Annotated in this window: 15 protein-coding genes; 10 read left to right on the forward strand and 5 right to left on the reverse strand. The window is 41.5% G+C overall.

Features of this window, described 5'->3' with window-relative positions:
- Window positions 1-71: 71 nt before the first annotated feature.
- The 4 genes from J8M01_RS13205 to J8M01_RS13220 are packed head-to-tail and all read left to right on the forward strand — an operon-like array spanning window position 72 to window position 4,206.
- The gene (locus J8M01_RS13205; RefSeq protein WP_247671130.1) at window positions 72-647 is read left to right on the forward strand and encodes a methylamine utilization protein; all 576 of its coding nucleotides are present in this window, start codon (window positions 72-74) and stop codon (window positions 645-647) included.
- Window positions 637-2,952, forward strand: a complete 2,316-nt coding sequence (locus J8M01_RS13210; RefSeq protein WP_210996522.1) for an EAL domain-containing protein — start codon at window positions 637-639, stop codon at window positions 2,950-2,952. Before J8M01_RS13205 ends, J8M01_RS13210 begins: the two co-directional genes overlap by 11 nt.
- Window positions 2,939-3,772 (forward strand): DUF3034 family protein, encoded by an 834-nt coding sequence (locus J8M01_RS13215; protein ID WP_210996523.1) that lies wholly within the window; start codon window positions 2,939-2,941, stop codon window positions 3,770-3,772. Before J8M01_RS13210 ends, J8M01_RS13215 begins: the two co-directional genes overlap by 14 nt.
- On the forward strand, window positions 3,772-4,206 hold the full coding sequence (locus J8M01_RS13220) for a group 1 truncated hemoglobin (protein ID WP_211058300.1): 435 nt from the start codon (window positions 3,772-3,774) through the stop codon (window positions 4,204-4,206). Before J8M01_RS13215 ends, J8M01_RS13220 begins: the two co-directional genes overlap by 1 nt.
- On the opposite strand, the gene J8M01_RS13225 is transcribed toward J8M01_RS13220, so the two are convergent.
- Together J8M01_RS13225 and J8M01_RS13230 are read right to left on the reverse strand one after the other, a co-directional pair.
- A complete protein-coding gene (locus J8M01_RS13225; RefSeq protein WP_247671131.1) occupies window positions 4,193-4,969 on the reverse strand; it encodes a glycosyltransferase family 25 protein in 777 nt (258 codons plus the stop codon). The genes J8M01_RS13220 and J8M01_RS13225 overlap by 14 nt on opposite strands.
- Window positions 4,970-4,999: 30 nt before the next feature.
- A complete protein-coding gene (locus J8M01_RS13230) occupies window positions 5,000-6,007 on the reverse strand; it encodes a glycosyltransferase family 9 protein (protein WP_211058301.1) in 1,008 nt (335 codons plus the stop codon).
- An 87-nt stretch (window positions 6,008-6,094) separates the two neighbouring features.
- Here J8M01_RS13230 and J8M01_RS13235 point away from each other — a divergent pair, with 87 nt between their 5' ends.
- Entirely contained in the window at window positions 6,095-6,952 is an 858-nt protein-coding gene (locus J8M01_RS13235) for a sulfurtransferase (protein ID WP_211058302.1), read from the forward strand.
- A 20-nt stretch (window positions 6,953-6,972) separates the two neighbouring features.
- Here the strand turns inward: J8M01_RS13235 and J8M01_RS13240 are convergent, their stop codons facing one another.
- Complete coding sequence (locus J8M01_RS13240) at window positions 6,973-7,158, reverse strand: DUF5522 domain-containing protein (protein WP_211058303.1); 186 nt, start codon at window positions 7,156-7,158, stop codon at window positions 6,973-6,975.
- A gap of 294 nt (window positions 7,159-7,452) precedes the next feature.
- On the opposite strand from J8M01_RS13240, the gene J8M01_RS13245 reads away from it, so the two are divergent.
- Entirely contained in the window at window positions 7,453-7,782 is a 330-nt protein-coding gene (locus J8M01_RS13245) for a hypothetical protein (protein ID WP_192505861.1), read from the forward strand.
- Between the two features lie 29 nt (window positions 7,783-7,811).
- Window positions 7,812-8,309: a hypothetical protein gene (locus J8M01_RS13250; protein ID WP_211058305.1), complete on the forward strand. Its 498-nt coding sequence runs from the start codon at window positions 7,812-7,814 to the stop codon at window positions 8,307-8,309.
- A gap of 38 nt (window positions 8,310-8,347) precedes the next feature.
- Here the strand turns inward: J8M01_RS13250 and J8M01_RS13255 are convergent, their stop codons facing one another.
- A complete protein-coding gene (locus tag J8M01_RS13255) occupies window positions 8,348-9,316 on the reverse strand; it encodes a class 1 fructose-bisphosphatase (protein WP_211058307.1) in 969 nt (322 codons plus the stop codon).
- Between the two features lie 157 nt (window positions 9,317-9,473).
- Here J8M01_RS13255 and J8M01_RS13260 point away from each other — a divergent pair, with 157 nt between their 5' ends.
- A complete protein-coding gene (locus tag J8M01_RS13260) occupies window positions 9,474-11,903 on the forward strand; it encodes a zinc-dependent metalloprotease (RefSeq protein WP_211058309.1) in 2,430 nt (809 codons plus the stop codon).
- A 52-nt stretch (window positions 11,904-11,955) separates the two neighbouring features.
- Here the strand turns inward: J8M01_RS13260 and argE are convergent, their stop codons facing one another.
- A complete protein-coding gene (argE, locus tag J8M01_RS13265; protein ID WP_211058311.1) occupies window positions 11,956-13,104 on the reverse strand; it encodes an acetylornithine deacetylase in 1,149 nt (382 codons plus the stop codon).
- Between the two features lie 181 nt (window positions 13,105-13,285).
- On the opposite strand from argE, the gene argC reads away from it, so the two are divergent.
- Window positions 13,286-14,302, forward strand: a complete 1,017-nt coding sequence (gene argC / locus J8M01_RS13270) for an N-acetyl-gamma-glutamyl-phosphate reductase (protein WP_211058313.1) — start codon at window positions 13,286-13,288, stop codon at window positions 14,300-14,302.
- Entirely contained in the window at window positions 14,299-15,072 is a 774-nt protein-coding gene (gene argB, locus J8M01_RS13275; protein ID WP_211048041.1) for an acetylglutamate kinase, read from the forward strand. The genes argC and argB overlap by 4 nt, the downstream gene beginning before the upstream one ends.
- Window positions 15,073-15,081: the final 9 nt, after the last annotated feature.

The raw sequence follows: 15,081 nt of genomic DNA on the forward strand, positions 1-15,081 counted from the left end.
CGCCTTTCATGTTTGTTATTCGTACTTTTATAATTTTATGTATATTGTGCTGTTTGAGCCCGCAGGCGCTATTGGCGAAAACACTGCTGCTAACAGATCAGCATCATAAACCGCTTTCAGGCGTTGTTGTTGAGCTGCTTGATGGTGATATGATAAAAGTTGTGCCATCAGAGGTTGCTGTGATGGATCAAGTAGGCAAACGCTTTGCGCCGCGGTTATTGGCAATCTCTAAAGGGCAATCAGTGCGCTTTCCAAACAGTGACGATATCCGTCATCATGTCTATTCTTTCTCGCAAGCGAAGTCATTTGAATTAAAATTGTATGCTGGCACTCCTAAAAAGCCCATCATTTTTGAACAAAGTGGGATTGTTGTGCTAGGTTGCAATATTCATGATTCAATGGTTGGCTATATATATGTAGCTAACCATCCTCATGTATATATCAGTAATGACAAAGGATTGGTTGAATTACCTGACTTTACGCAAGATTATACAGTATGGCATGAGACACAAGTAGGTGATATTAATCAGCGTGAACAGCATCAATGGTCAGCGCGAAAACAGCAACAAATAACTATAATAACAACGTTAGCACCTTTGCCTCGCAACACCTTTGGTGAAGTATTTAAGGAACATCATGGGCACTAGTCTAAAGAATCGAATTATTTTATTGTGTGTGGGGTTAGTGTTACTAACTTCGATGGCAAGTTTAGTCAGCTTCTGGTGGTCAACTAGCCATTTTAATGAGCGGCGAGTCCAGCAAGATATTAAAGTTGCACAGAATGTATACCAACAGTATTTAAAAGCAAAAGAGCGCTTATTGGTAACAGCTGCAACGGTACTTACCGCGGATTTTGGGTTTAAGCAAGCGGTTGCAACGCGAGACGCAGATACAATCAGCAGTGTGTTATTTAACCATAGTCAGCGAATTGATGCTGACTTAATGCTGTTATTGGATGTACGAGGAAAGCTCATTTCAGCAAATCAAACTGATATTGTGCTACCAGATGATAGCCGAGAATTGATGAAGGATTTGTTAGCGAATGGTGAGCGCTCTACTTTCATTGTGATCAGCGGCAAGCTTTATCAAGCAATTATTTTACCTATCAAAGCGCCTAGGACCATTGCTTTTAGTATTGTTGGGTTTGCCATTGATGAAAAAGTGGCTTTGGAGTTGAAAGAGCTAACAGGCATGGAAATGAGCTTTATTGGGCATGGGAGTGGACTAAAGGCAAGCTCGATTATTGAACATCCTGCGGAGCAGGATTTACTAGGTTATATTCATGGCCAGAGAATTAATCGCTGGTTTAAAGAGCATCCTGTATTTATCAGTGCCGAGGTGCCCTTAGCAGCCTTATCGAATAATCCTATTAGTGTTGTATTGAGTGCCGACCTGAGTCGCCATTATCACGAGTTTGATCAATTAGTGCTGACCATTATTTTCTTGTCTTGTGGCACAATCTTAATTGGTTTCATTACCAGTGGCATATTGGCGAATAATCTGACGACCCCGCTTCAACAGCTCACCGTGATGGCCAAACAGTTTGCTCAGGGCAATTATTTAGCATCATTAACCGAGACGAGACCCAGTAAAGAAATTTGTGAGCTGGTTGATGCGTTTCACGAGATGGGGGAGGATATTCAAACTCGTGAGAAGCAAATTCGCTTTCAAGCTCGTCATGATAATTTAACCGGGTTTTATAATCGCAGTGCGGCACTCGATTTGCTCAGTAAGCATTTATCGGCGTCACAGCAATTTTATTTGGTGGCGATTGATATTAAAGGTTTGCGCCATATCAATGATAAGTTGGGCCCAAGAGTTGGGGACAGTTGTATTCAAGCGGTTGCTGAGCGAATGAAAACAGCGACAGAATCATTGAATGGCTTTAATGCACGTTTAGGAGGCGATGAGTTTTTAACCGTGCTAGCAGCAAAGCCGGATAGTACTAAGCAAGCATGCGTAAGCCAATTGCTGCAATCATTGACAAGCTCTTATACCATTCAAGGTTTAGACATTACATTACGCTTTAGTGTAGGGGTTGTGTGTTACCCTGCGCAGGCGCAAACACCGGATGATTTAATTCGTAGAGCGTTAATTGCGGTAGACACGGCAGCGCAAACGGGTGAAGAGATTTATTACTACCAAGATGGGGAAGATGAAGAGCATTTAGAGCGTTTGCAAATTATAGATGAGTTAAAACAGGCATTGGTTGCAGACGATGGCCAATTATTTATGACTTATCAACCGAAGTTGAATTTAATCAATCAGCAAATAGACAAAGTTGAGTCATTGATACGCTGGAAAAGAACTAACGGTGACTGGGTGTCTCCTGAATTATTTATTGATTTAGCTGAACAGTCAGGACTTATTGTTGAATTGACACAGTGGGTTGTGGCAACGGTAGTTAAGCAGGTAAGTAACTGGTTATCTGAAGGGTTGACGATGAAAGCGGCCATTAATGTGTCGGCACAAGATATTGCAGATGACGGATTTCTACCACATTTAAAACAAGTGCTTCTTGACAATAATGTACCAGCACAGTTAATTACCGTTGAGTTGACTGAGCGCGATATGATTGAAAATGAAGCAAAAGGTATTGCGGTACTAAAAGCATTGAAAGCACTCGGTGTGATGATTTCTTTAGATGATTATGGCGTCGGGCAAACGTCATTAGGCCGTTTAAAAATGCTGCCAATAGATGAGTTAAAATTAGATAAAGTTTTTATTTTAAAGTTAGATGAATCGCACCAAGACCAATGTATTGTTCATTCGACAATCACACTTGGCCATCAGCTTGGATTTTGTGTGGTAGCTGAAGGGGTGGAAAATCAACCATCACTTACTTTATTGCAAGACATGCAGTGTGATTATGCACAAGGTTATCATTTAAGCAGACCACTGACCGCAACGGACTTTTCTGATTGGCTAGGTCGATATCATGAAGTGGGCTAGCTTCTGGGTTGTAGTTATTGCATGTTTGATGTATCACTCTATGTTATATGCTGGAGGAAAGCTGTTAGCAACGCCAGGTGTTTCTCAATTAGAAGGGAGTGGCGGTGGCGGCATTGTGCCGTGGGCTCAATTATCAGGATATGCAACAGAAGACGAATGGAGTTTGGGTGCGTTTTGCAGTGGGGCTAAATTACAAGACTATCAATTAGACGTTTGTGGTGCACAAGTTAATTTTTTTGATCGTCTGGAACTAAGTGTCGCAGAACAAAATTTTACGGTCGCGGTGTCTAATCGTGTGATTGAGCAATCGGTACTCGGGGCAAAAATACGTTTATATGGTGATGTAATTTATAGTGACTGGCCACAGTTGAGTGTGGGGCTGATGCACAAGTCATTAGGTGATAGTGCGATTGCTCGTGCGTTAGGCGCAGATGCTAGCCAAGGAAATGACGTTTATTTTTCAGCCAGTAAACTGCACCTTGGCGCATTGTATGGGCGCAATTGGTTTTGGAATATCACTGCGCGATACACACAAGCAAATCAGATTGGGTTGCTTGGTTTTGGTGGAAAATATGCTTCAAAGCGCTGGCATATTGAAATGAGCTCCGCTGTTTTTGTTGCTCCACAGCTTGCTTTGGGGTTTGAATTTAGAGAAAAACCACACAATTTAGGACTTGGCGAATCTCACTGGCGTAATTTATTTATTGCGTGGTTTCCTATGAAATCACTGAACGTGACAGCTGCGTGGTTAGATTTGGGGTCGATTGCAGGAGTGCCATCACAAGAGGGTTTGTACTTGTCTTTAGCAGGTAACTTTTGATGGGGAGGTTATTTGGTCGTGTTACAGGGCTGCTTTGCATTGTGATATTGTTAAATGCGTGTGTTACGCCTAAAGCGAACGTCAGTTTGTACCATCAGCTCGGTGGTGAACCTACTATTGAGCGAATTATCGACTCATTTATCAATGAAATAGGAAGACACCCAACAATCATTCAGTATTTTAAAGAGGCCAATGTTATGCACTTTCGTACTGGTTTTATCCAGCATATGTGTGCATTGTTGGATGGCCCATGCAAATATACTGGGGATTCTATGGTGCAAATACACACAGGTATGGATATTACCACTCGAGACTTTAACATAGTCGTTGAGCTACTTATTACAGCAATGAATGAAGCAGGTGTTTCTCATGTGCTACAGAACCAAATATTAGCAAGAATGGCGCCTTTACGTAGCGAAATCATTGAGATTTAATGACTTTGCTCAAATCCCCAGAGATTTTTTTACGTTGCAAATACATAGCTAAACGGTGCTTTGCATTTCGTAAAAAGGTACTGTGATTTGAATGCCTGCCGGCATTAATAGCAGCAATTTCACTTTGAAATGATAAATCTTCACTAACTGGATAAGGTTTCATACCGAATACTTGCAAGTCAATTTCACTGTGGAATTGGAAATCAACGTCTACTGGTCTAAAAAAAGGTTTTCTGCAAAGCAGCTTTTTGACACCTTGCTGGCTTATTATATAACCTTGCCCGCCATTAGGCACTTTCAGGTAATTACCTAAAACCACTTGACTTGATAAAGTCTCAGTATGAATAAATGGGTTAGCACGATTATCTGAAAGCTTGATCATATCCCAATCCTGAAGCTTGGACAGGTTATTAATATTCTCTTGTAAGTGATTTTCTATGAGCAAGTCGTCTTCAAAAATGATAGCGGCTGGAATATTTTTATCATGTATATGTTGCCAAATTCTCATATGACTGACATAGCAGCCAATCTCTCCAGGGGTCATATTTCTATGATGCTTTTTTAAATTGGCGGTGGGATCATACCAATGTGAGGTTTCTGTTTCATCGAGTGACTTGCCAACAGTGGCTTCAAATCTCTGACATTCAAGACCTAAGGTCTGGAGTCGGTTATACGTTTTCTGCCAGCGTTCAACGCTGTTCTTCATATTGATAACAAATATAGGTAATGACATATCAGTATAAGTAAAAGAAGTTTTAAGCATAATACCAAAAACTATGCGAGTTTGGGAATGTTAGCGCTCCAGCAGTTTTTTGCCGGCAATCACCACGCTTTTTGGTGTAATTGACGTGATGATATTGGCTTCAATTAGGCTCTTACTCGTATTTCTAATTACTTCGAAGGCGTTGTTTTTGGGTTCTACAGAGGACCAAGCTGATGTGCCGAAACCGACAAGCGCGACACAGGGGGTATTAACAGCACAAGCCATATGCATCGGGCCGGAATCGATGCTAATCATTAAATCCATGACTGCAATATAATCGATAAGTACGGGTAAAGTAGTGGCACCACTTAGGTCTGTCAGCTGTATACTCTTATCAGTACACCGTTGTTGTAAGCGTGCATTATCTGTGCTTTCGGTTTTATCACCAAAGAGATAAAAGTGACACGGAAACTGATCGGCATACTGAGTGAGTATTTGCTGAGATAACCCAATGGGGTAGTGACGACTGCCTTTGTTCTCACCACCAAAATAGAGTCCGATTTTTAAGATTGAGTTTGAAGGCAGGGCCTTTTCTAATGGGCTCGGTACTAATGTGGGTAGAGAGTAATCATTAAAAGGCTGACCATGAGTATCGTTGACTAATCGGCAGTATCTATGAATATAGTGATGGCATGGGTTGAGTTTAAGCGCGTGACTCAGTAGCCCTGAGCGCAAGTTTTGTGCATATCCGACGGTAAGTTTTATACGCGCTAATCTACATAAAATAGCTTCTCGTAATGAGCCTCTAAACAGTATTGCCAGTGAGAAATTATAAAATTTTAGATATTTGGCCAAGCTCAATAAAGATTGTTTTTGAAAAGCGGCATCACGCTTGTCTTCAATAATTTGGAGGTTGGATATGGTGGTTTTTTCTAATAATTCACATAAGTAGGGACGTGCTAGTACACAAATGCTTTGCTTGGGATACAGTTTACTCAATAATTCTAATGCGGGCAGCGTATTAATGACATCCCCAATAAATTTGGGTAATACGATTAATATTGGACCAATAATTTTTTTGTTATTTATTATTTTCATAGCAATGGGTAAAGTATATTACTGTTTTTATTCGGCTTAGTACTAGAGTACGTGATATCTGAAGTTAAATTATAACATAGAGCCCTTATGAAAAATGTGAAAAGTTGTAGTTGGGTTGCAGAGAATCTAAATAAAGTATCTGTGTTTGATGCTGGGATTGTGAAGCCAGGAATGGCAGGCCCTTACAAGCCTTGTGCCGTTGTGCGAGGTGCTGGTCGCTTTGATATTAGTGATGCACTATCAGATCCAAAAACGCAATTATCAAATATGATGTGTAATGCGAAACAGTTCCAGTCACACATGCGCCAATTAGGCGTGAATCAAAATGATACGGTGGTACTTTATGATGATTCTGGGCTTTTTTCAGCTGCGAGAGGCTGGTGGATGCTCAAGAACATGGGGTTCGAACACGTATTTATAATGGATGGCGGACTGCCAGAGTGGCTACTCCATGGTTTTCCTGTTCAACAGCAACACAGTACGCCTAACTCAATGGGGAACTTTACTGTTATCCAAGGAGCTGATGGTTGGCAGTTTATTGAACGTTATGAAGTGCTTAGAGCGATTTTAGACGAGTCTAGTCTGTTGTTAGATGCACGAAGCCCATTGCGTTTTTCGGGCTGTGAACAAGAGCCGCGAACAGGTATGCGTAGTGGTCATATCCCCAATAGTAAAAATTTATACTATAACGTATTATTAACTGAACGAGGCTTATTACGTTCCATAGGGGAGCTGCAGGCGCTATTCAGGTTGCTTGGGTGTGAAGGGAAAGCTTTACAGTTTAGCTGTGGTTCTGGAGTAACCGCTTGTATATTGGCGTTGGCAGCAGATGAATGTGGCTATACTAAGCTGGGGGTATATGATGGTTCATGGAATGAATGGGGAAGTATGCAATTTTGTAACGAATTGCCCATTAGGTGTGAAAGTGGAAGTAACTTAAAGTGATAAACAATGATATAACCGCACTAAGCTTTTGAAAATGGACAATGTCGACAGCCATTACCACAACATTTACCGCGCTTTAAATGTGCCCATCGGGTCATGACCATCAAGCCATTTTCTATATCGTAGTCAAGCCCTTCTAAAAATGAGTGGGAAGAGGCGTGCTGTTGTGCAAGCTTGAGTTGCTGTTGAATAGGTTGATTTGCCATATTTTCAATATAATTACGTGTATTTTTGATTAAGCAGCTGCGGCAGAAGCAGTTTTTATCTGATTGTAGAGGCATAATGTTTGGTAGCGTCATACACCAGCATTTTTCATCTGTGGTGCAAGATAAAACTTGTTGGCAGTCATCACAGTGCATAAGCTTGACCCATATAGATAAAATGCTTAAAGAGGCACAGATACTACCATAACTTTGGGAAGGCAGGTGTTATTGAGCAAATATATGCTTTGCTCATTATGTGACTAAATTGCACAACAGATTTAATAGATACAGGAACTTATGGTTAACTCTCTCTCCCACCTAGATGCACTTACTGCTGTTGTACGTTTTACTGAGCAGCAAGAAAACGCTTATTCGGCGTTAATACACTTTGCGCAAGATAAAGTTGTTTATACGTTAACTCGTGAGGACTTAGCTTATGTTTTACAACGTGTTCTATCATTGGATATTGCCATTGATGAGTTAGAATTGTGGGCTGGCTTGTTAGAGATACGAGGCGATATAGATCATCGCCAAATTGAAGGGGCATTGTATGCGCTAGCGAACCCAGAGCAAATGGGATCATTAACGTTAGAGAAAGTTCGTACGCTGCAGACATTGATAGAATAGCAAGTAAGAACAAAGATAAGGTGCTTTAAGTGAATGGGTTGACACCAAAAATTATTTTCAATGGTTATCAAGATAACCAGTTTAAGCTCGTGATTTTAGAGCCTAGTGTTGCGGAGGCTGACTATGCGGTTGTTATGCGTAACCAAACGCGCTTGAGCACCTTCTTTAAAGGCATTATGGACTGGCCTAAAGCAGATATGACACTTGAGGAAAATCGTGCCTCACTTGCCCAGCATCATCGGGAATTTAAAGAGCAAATTGCATTTGCATTTAGTGTCTTTTCGGTAAGTAATGACCAATGTATTGGTAGTGTTTATTTAGATGCGAGCCGCTGTGACGATTTCGATTGTGAGCTGTATTATTGGTTGGATGCAGGGTATTTAGAGCTAGAAGCAACGCTAGAGAAAAGCATTTGTGATTGGATTGAACACGCATGGGGATTGCCAAAAATAGCACTGGTTGGACGTTCGATTGCGCTTGAGACGTGGTTGCAATTAATTCGCGAGTCTGCAGCCTGTGAAAAATAGCAGCAAGAGCCGCTATTTTTCTTATTTAACTGAATAATTTACTTGTGGTAACTTAAACAGGTTTCTACTTCACTTTTCGATCCTAAGATCACTGCTACGCGTTGGTGGATAGCATCCGGTTCGATATCCATAATACGTTCTTCACCTGTATGAGCAACGCCGCCAGCTTGCTCTACAAGCATAGCCATCGGGTTTGCCTCATAAAGTAAACGCAGTTTATAGGGTTTTTCTGGGTTTTTAGTATCGGCAGGGTAGGTAAATAGACCACCACGACATAACACGCGATGCACATCACCTACCATTGCCGCAATCCAGCGCATGTTAAAGTTTTTTGCGCGTGGCCCCGTACTTCCTGCTTGTAAATCATTGATATAGTTCTGCATGGCTGGCTGCCAATGGCGCTGGTTCGAGGCGTTAATAGCGTATTCCTGAGTTTCTTCAGGAATACGCGCAAACTCTTCAGTAAGTAAGAAACTGCCATGTGTTTTATCAAGTGTAAAAATACGCGTGCCTTTACCAATTGTCAGTGCCAATGTGGTACAGGGGCCATATAAGACATATCCAGCAGCCACTTGTTGGTGACCCGGTTGCATAAAAATAGCAGGATCCGCGGGATCAGAATCTTTTGGGGCAACCATTATTGAAAAAATAGTGCCAACCAATGAATTGATATCGGTATTGGATGAGCCATCAAGTGGATCGAAAGCCACGATATAGTCTGCATCAGGGTTTCCCGCAACGGTATAATCTTCTTCCTCAGAAGCAATCGCCTTAACGTAACCTGATTCAAGTAGAATGTCTTTTAGAAGTTGGTTTGATAACACATCAAGTTTCTTTTGCGTTTCACCTTGAATATTTTCATCTAATGTTGAGCCCAGTACGCCAGACAGCGCGCCTTGACCAACACGAAATGAAATTTCTTTACATGCAGCTAAAATAGTACGAATAAGTGAAAGTAATTCTCTAGAACAACCATCTTCAATTAACACTGGGGGCAGTCTACGCATAGTTTTGGATCCTGATAACGTTTTGGTTGCAGTCAATTAATGTGAGAGATAACAGCAACCGCGCTGAATTTCGTCTTAAAATGGCTGAACTTTGTATACAATTTTATATACTTGGCTCATGATGACCATTAAAACCACTAATAACAAAGGTAAGAATATGCAAAAATTTAGGTTACTACCTTATATTCTCTGCACCTTGCTAGGCGCTATGATAACTCAAGCGCACGCAGCAATTAAGTCTATTGATGAGTTTACCGATAAACTTAATCATTTTCCTGGCTATTATACGTTTTTTGCCGATAACAACAGTGGCAAAATTTACTTAGACATTGATAAACTTAAACAGCCATTCCTATTACAGCATAGCTTGCCATACGGTGTTGGCTCAAATGACATTGGTTTAGACCGAGGTCAGCTAGGCGGCACGTATATGGTGCAATTTGAACGTTTCGGAAATAAAGTGATGTTACGTGCTTTAAACTCGTATTATCAAGCCAGTTCAGACAATGCAGCAGAACAACAAAGTGTGAAAGAGGCATTTGCATCGAGCATACTCCATGGCTTTAAAGTGGTTGCTGAAGATGATGACAGTGTATTGGTTGACTATACCCCTTATCTTTTAAGTGATGTACACGGCGTAAGTCGAACCCTTGCAGCACGTAAGCAAGGGAATTTTAGTTTAGATAGCGGACGAAGTGCCGTATTTATGCCACGTTCAAAAGCATTTGTTGATAATACCGAATTAGAAGCTTTATTGACATTTAAAGGCAATAAACCGGGTGAATTTGTACGTCAAGTCAGTGCAGACCCATATGCTATCACGGTCCATCAGCACCATTCTTTGGTAAAGTTGCCTGATAGCAATTACACACCTCGTCAATTTCATCCGCAGTCAGGGTATTGGAGTATTGAGCATAAAGATTACTCGGCTCCACTGGGGGAGTCGATGTATGTACGATATATTCCGCGTCATCGTTTAGCAAAAAAAGATCCTGTGGCTGCCGTGAGTGAGCCAATAAAACCTATTATTTACTACCTTGATCCAGGTGTACCAGAGCCTGTGAAAACCGCATTATTAGATGGCGCAACATGGTGGAATGATGCGTTTATTGCCGCAGGATACAAAAATGCATTTCGAGTAGAGATATTACCAGAAAATGCCGATCCTATGGATATTCGTTATAACGTTATTCAATGGGTGCATAGAGCAACACGAGGCTGGTCTTACGGAGCGTCAGTCATAGACCCGAGAACCGGTGAAATTATTAAAGGACACGTTACGCTGGGTTCTTTGCGTGTTCGACAGGATATTTTAATTGCTCAAGCATTAGCTGCACCTTTTGTTAAGGGTGATGAAGTAACTGAGCGTTTACATGCCATGGCACTTGACCGTATTCGTCAGCTAAGTGCACACGAAATAGGGCATACTTTAGGTATTGCACATAACTTTTCGGCATCGATTAAAGATAGGGCGTCAGTAATGGACTATCCACATCCGTTAGTGAGCTTTAATAACGAAGGTAAGTTGGATATTACTCAGGGCTATGCAAAAGGCATGGGAGCATGGGATAAGCAAGTTATAAAGTATGGGTACAGTGACTTCACTGCGACTAATGAAGCACAAGGGTTGAAAGCTATTTTGGCTGAAAATCGCACCCAAGGATTGGAGTTTATTTCTGATAGAGATGCGCGAGCGAAAGGCGGTGCTCACCCGACAGCGCATCTTTGGGATAATGGTAATGATCCATCTTTAGAGTTATTAAGGGTGTTAGATGTGCGTAGCCAAGCTTTGAGCACGTTTGGGATTAATAATTTGCAAACGGGTGAAGCGCTATCACAATTGGAAGAAAAGTTAGTGCCATTATATTTATTTCATCGTTTTCAAGTTGAGTCAGCGGTTAAATTGATTGGCGGCGTTGATTATGATTACGAAATACGTGGTGAACATCCCATAAAAGGGGCACAAGTTGTTGCAAAAGCACAGCAACAACAGGCACTAAAGGCGATGTTGGCAACCCTTGATGTAAAGACACTGCAAATACCAGAATCAATTTTGGCGTTGTTACCCCCCAAAGCTTATGGGGAGTCTAAAACACGAGAAAGTGTTTATGGACGTACTGGTTTAACATTTGATGCTATGGCATTACCTGAAGTATCAGTTAACCATACACTTAATTTGTTATTCAATACTCAGAGGTTAAATCGTGTTGCGCAGCAAGGAGCAAGAACATCAGCAGCGTTTAGCTTAGATGACCTACTGAGTCAGACATATGGATATGTATTTGGCCACCGTTCAGACACCGCAATGGGCGAGAAACTAGCACAGCGTGTGCAGTATTTAACGGCTAAGAAATTGGCTGAATTAAGCTTGAGTGATAAAGTAGACCCAGAGGTTCAGGCACAGCTGCGTTTTTATCTAGCGCAGCTAGTGGCTGATTATACGCAGAGCGGATTGTTTAATGATGTTAGTAAAGGCGATAGTGCGTTTAAGCATTATTTGTCAGAGCAAGTACAGCACTTTTTAATTTCAGGTAAATGGTTAGGTAGCTTTAAAGCCATCAAAACCCCACCAGGTTCACCGATTTAGTATTAAATAACGACTAAAAAAGCGTCATTCGGCGCTTTTTTGTCATATCACATTATTCAAAGCAGCAGCTTTTGATCAACTGCGTGATTATCTGTTGTGAAGGCGCTATTTTTTCCATGGCAAGGTACTCGTCGGGTTGATGAGCTTGTTTAATCGAACCTGGCCCCAGCACAATCGTCTCGCATCCCAATTGCTGAATAAAGGGGGCCTCCGTGCAATAATTTACCGCAACCGCTTTTTCCCCTGATATTTTTTCAGCAAGGCTAACTAACGCACTATCTTTTACACCATTAAAAGCCGGAATTGGCTCATGCATATCAATCACCGAGACGCTATTGGGGTACTCATCATTGATGGATTTTATAGAATTAAGTAACAGCAGTTGTAACTCTTGGATACTAAGCCCTGGGAGCGGGCGTATATCAATATGTAATTCACAACAGCCACAAATCCGGTTTGCATTATCTCCGCCGTGAATATGTCCTAGGTTAAGTGTTGGGTAGGGGATTGCAAAATCCTCAATTGAATATTTATTCTTTATCTTTTCTTTTAACTGTAATAGCTTTGCAATGACGGTGTGCATTATTTCAATCGCATTGAGCCCTCGCTCAGGATCTGAGCTATGCCCTGAACGACCAATTATTCTAATCGCTGAAGTCATATGGCCTTTATGCATAAAAACGGGTGTCATATCGGTCGGTTCTCCAATAATACAGCGCTCAGGTTTTAGGGTTGGATGTTTTGCTATTTCTTGTGCGCCAGCCATGGTTGTTTCTTCGTCTGCGGTGGCCAAAATTAAAATCGGGGCAGTTTGTTTTGCTGTATCTAGCTGACTAATAGCCTCTAATACAAAGGAAAAAAAGCCTTTCATGTCAATTGTACCAAGACCATATAACTTATTGTCTTTGATCGTTAAATTAAAAGGGTCTTGGCTCCAGCGGCTATCATCAAATGGGACCGTATCCGTATGACCAGCAAGCATTAAACCACCATCACCTTCACCGCGCTTTGCAAGTAAATTGTATTTCCCCGGGGCACTTGTCAGCTCAGTTATTTCAATATTAAAGCCTAAGTTTTCACACCAGCTGGCCAGCAAATTAATGGTGCTTAGATTACTCATGTTTAGAGATTCATCGAGAGCACTAATGGAAGGGCTGGCGATCAATTGTTGGTACATAGATAAAAAATCTGGGTTTTGCATAATATTTTCCAAAATATTTATTCAAAGTAATTGCATAACAATGTAAAGCTGTTTAAGATGAATATCAATTCACTTTTTCAGCATAAATATATTTTAAGGGCTGGCATGCGACGATAAATATTCACTATTTAATTCTATAACGATGTAAAAACGCAATTGATATTAAGAGAAAGTACAAAAGATGAAGAATGTAGTGATTATTGGCGCCAGTGGATATAGCGGCGCAGAGCTTGCCAGTTTAATAGCCAAACACCCCCACTTCTCCCTGAAGGGTTGTTATGTGTCAGAGCAAAGCTTGGATAAAAACAAGTTATTGAGTGAGTTGTATCCAGAACATACAGGTTTGCTCGACACTTTTTTATTACCGCTAACTGAGCAGGCATTGAACGTTATTTCTGATCAAGCTGATTATGTGTGTTTGTGCACAGATCATAAAGTGAGCGTTGAGTTAGCACCTAAGTTTTTAGCGCTAGGAAAAAAGGTGTTTGACTTGTCTGGTGGTTACCGGTTAGCAAACAGTGATGATTATGATAACTATTATGGATTTGAGCACCCATCCCCAGGTTGGCTGGAAAAAGCGCAATATGGCTTAGCTGAGTGGTATGCACCGGAGATTAAAAAGGCACAATTGATCGCGGTAGCTGGGTGTTACCCTACTGCAGCTCTTAATGCACTGAAGCCCTTGAAAGATAACAACTTAATTTCGGATGAGCCCGTCATTATCAATGCGGTGTCGGGTGTTACTGGGGCGGGTAGAAAAGCCAATATGGCGACGCATTTTTGTGAGGTTTCACTTGCGCCATATGGGTTGTTTAATCACCGCCATACCCCTGAAATATCCCAATACCTTGAACACCCTGTTTTATTTACGCCACATTTGGGCTGCTTTGCGCGAGGCATTTTAGAAACAATTTATATCAAGTTAAAGCCTAATACGAGTGCCGCGCATGTTGAACAAGCGTATCAAGTGCTTGCTGATGAGCCTTTAATTCGCTTAAAAGGCAGTGTTTTGCCTTCAATTAAAGGGGTAGCTAAACAGCCTTACGTAGACATTGGGTGGCAGCAACAAGGTGAGCAGCTTATCGTGGTGGTTGCCATCGATAACTTACTAAAGGGGGCTGCGGGACAAGCAATTCAGTGCATGAATATTGTCAATGAACAGCCTAGTTACCTCGGTTTAAAGGAAAATAACGTATGAAGACCTGGGTAATTAAAGTGGGTGGTGCAGTTTTAAATCAAGATGATGCAGCGACAGAGTTGTTTAAAGAAATGGCTAAAATTGCAACATGTCACCCAAGCAACCAATTCATATTGGTCCATGGAGGGGGGGCATTAGTTGATAGGTGGTTAAGTGATGCTGGATTTGCAACGGCAAAGCATCAAGGGTTACGGATCAGTCCAAAAGAGCAAATGCCATATATTATTGGTGCGTTGTCTGGGTGCGCAAATAAGCAGCTAATGGCACAAGCTATTGTCGCAAATTTGCAACCTTTCGGTTGTAGTTTGTATGAAGCAGGCATAACAGTCACGCAAAAGTTAAAAGCCTTAGCCCAAGTTGGCCAGTGCCAAGTTGGGAAAAGCGGTGTGCTCCCAGAGTTGTTGGCAATGGGCCGTTTACCGGTTGTAAGTTCAATAGGTATTGGTCCTGATGGGCAGTTATATAATGTGAATGCAGACGAAGCTGCGGAAGCTATCGCAAGTGCACTCGGTGCTGAACTCGTTTTTATGACTGATGTAGAAGCCGTATTAGATAAAAATAAGCAGCCTATTCGGCATCTGAATGCTGAGGGGATTAACATGCTTATTGAAACAGGAGTCATCGTGGGTGGAATGGAGGTCAAAGTAAAGACCAGCCTTCGCGCAGCCCAATATTTACGACGAGGAGTGTACATTTCAAGTTGGCAAAAGCCAGAAAACCTCTCGTTTCTGGTTGGCGGAAAACATGCTGGAACACAAGTTACACCTTAGGAATAAATA

This window comes from Pseudoalteromonas sp. MMG005 (genome assembly GCF_018101015.1).
Classification (GTDB): domain Bacteria; phylum Pseudomonadota; class Gammaproteobacteria; order Enterobacterales; family Alteromonadaceae; genus Pseudoalteromonas; species Pseudoalteromonas aurantia.

What these genes read in the sequence shown, in the direction of transcription:
- J8M01_RS13210 (WP_210996522.1), top strand. Translation starts at nt 637, where the DNA reads ATGGGCACTAGTCTAAAGAATCGAATTATTTTATTGTGTGTGGGGTTA.
- J8M01_RS13215 (WP_210996523.1), top strand. Translation starts at nt 2,939, where the DNA reads ATGAAGTGGGCTAGCTTCTGGGTTGTAGTTATTGCATGTTTGATGTAT.
- J8M01_RS13220 (WP_211058300.1), top strand. Translation starts at nt 3,772, where the DNA reads ATGGGGAGGTTATTTGGTCGTGTTACAGGGCTGCTTTGCATTGTGATA.
- J8M01_RS13225 (WP_247671131.1), bottom strand. Translation starts at nt 4,969, where the DNA reads ATGCTTAAAACTTCTTTTACTTATACTGATATGTCATTACCTATATTT.
- J8M01_RS13230 (WP_211058301.1), bottom strand. Translation starts at nt 6,007, where the DNA reads ATGAAAATAATAAATAACAAAAAAATTATTGGTCCAATATTAATCGTA.
- J8M01_RS13235 (WP_211058302.1), top strand. Translation starts at nt 6,095, where the DNA reads ATGAAAAATGTGAAAAGTTGTAGTTGGGTTGCAGAGAATCTAAATAAA.
- J8M01_RS13240 (WP_211058303.1), bottom strand. Translation starts at nt 7,158, where the DNA reads ATGGCAAATCAACCTATTCAACAGCAACTCAAGCTTGCACAACAGCAC.
- J8M01_RS13245 (WP_192505861.1), top strand. Translation starts at nt 7,453, where the DNA reads ATGGTTAACTCTCTCTCCCACCTAGATGCACTTACTGCTGTTGTACGT.
- J8M01_RS13255 (WP_211058307.1), bottom strand. Translation starts at nt 9,316, where the DNA reads ATGCGTAGACTGCCCCCAGTGTTAATTGAAGATGGTTGTTCTAGAGAA.
- J8M01_RS13260 (WP_211058309.1), top strand. Translation starts at nt 9,474, where the DNA reads ATGCAAAAATTTAGGTTACTACCTTATATTCTCTGCACCTTGCTAGGC.
- argE (WP_211058311.1), bottom strand. Translation starts at nt 13,104, where the DNA reads ATGCAAAACCCAGATTTTTTATCTATGTACCAACAATTGATCGCCAGC.
- argC (WP_211058313.1), top strand. Translation starts at nt 13,286, where the DNA reads ATGAAGAATGTAGTGATTATTGGCGCCAGTGGATATAGCGGCGCAGAG.
- argB (WP_211048041.1), top strand. Translation starts at nt 14,299, where the DNA reads ATGAAGACCTGGGTAATTAAAGTGGGTGGTGCAGTTTTAAATCAAGAT.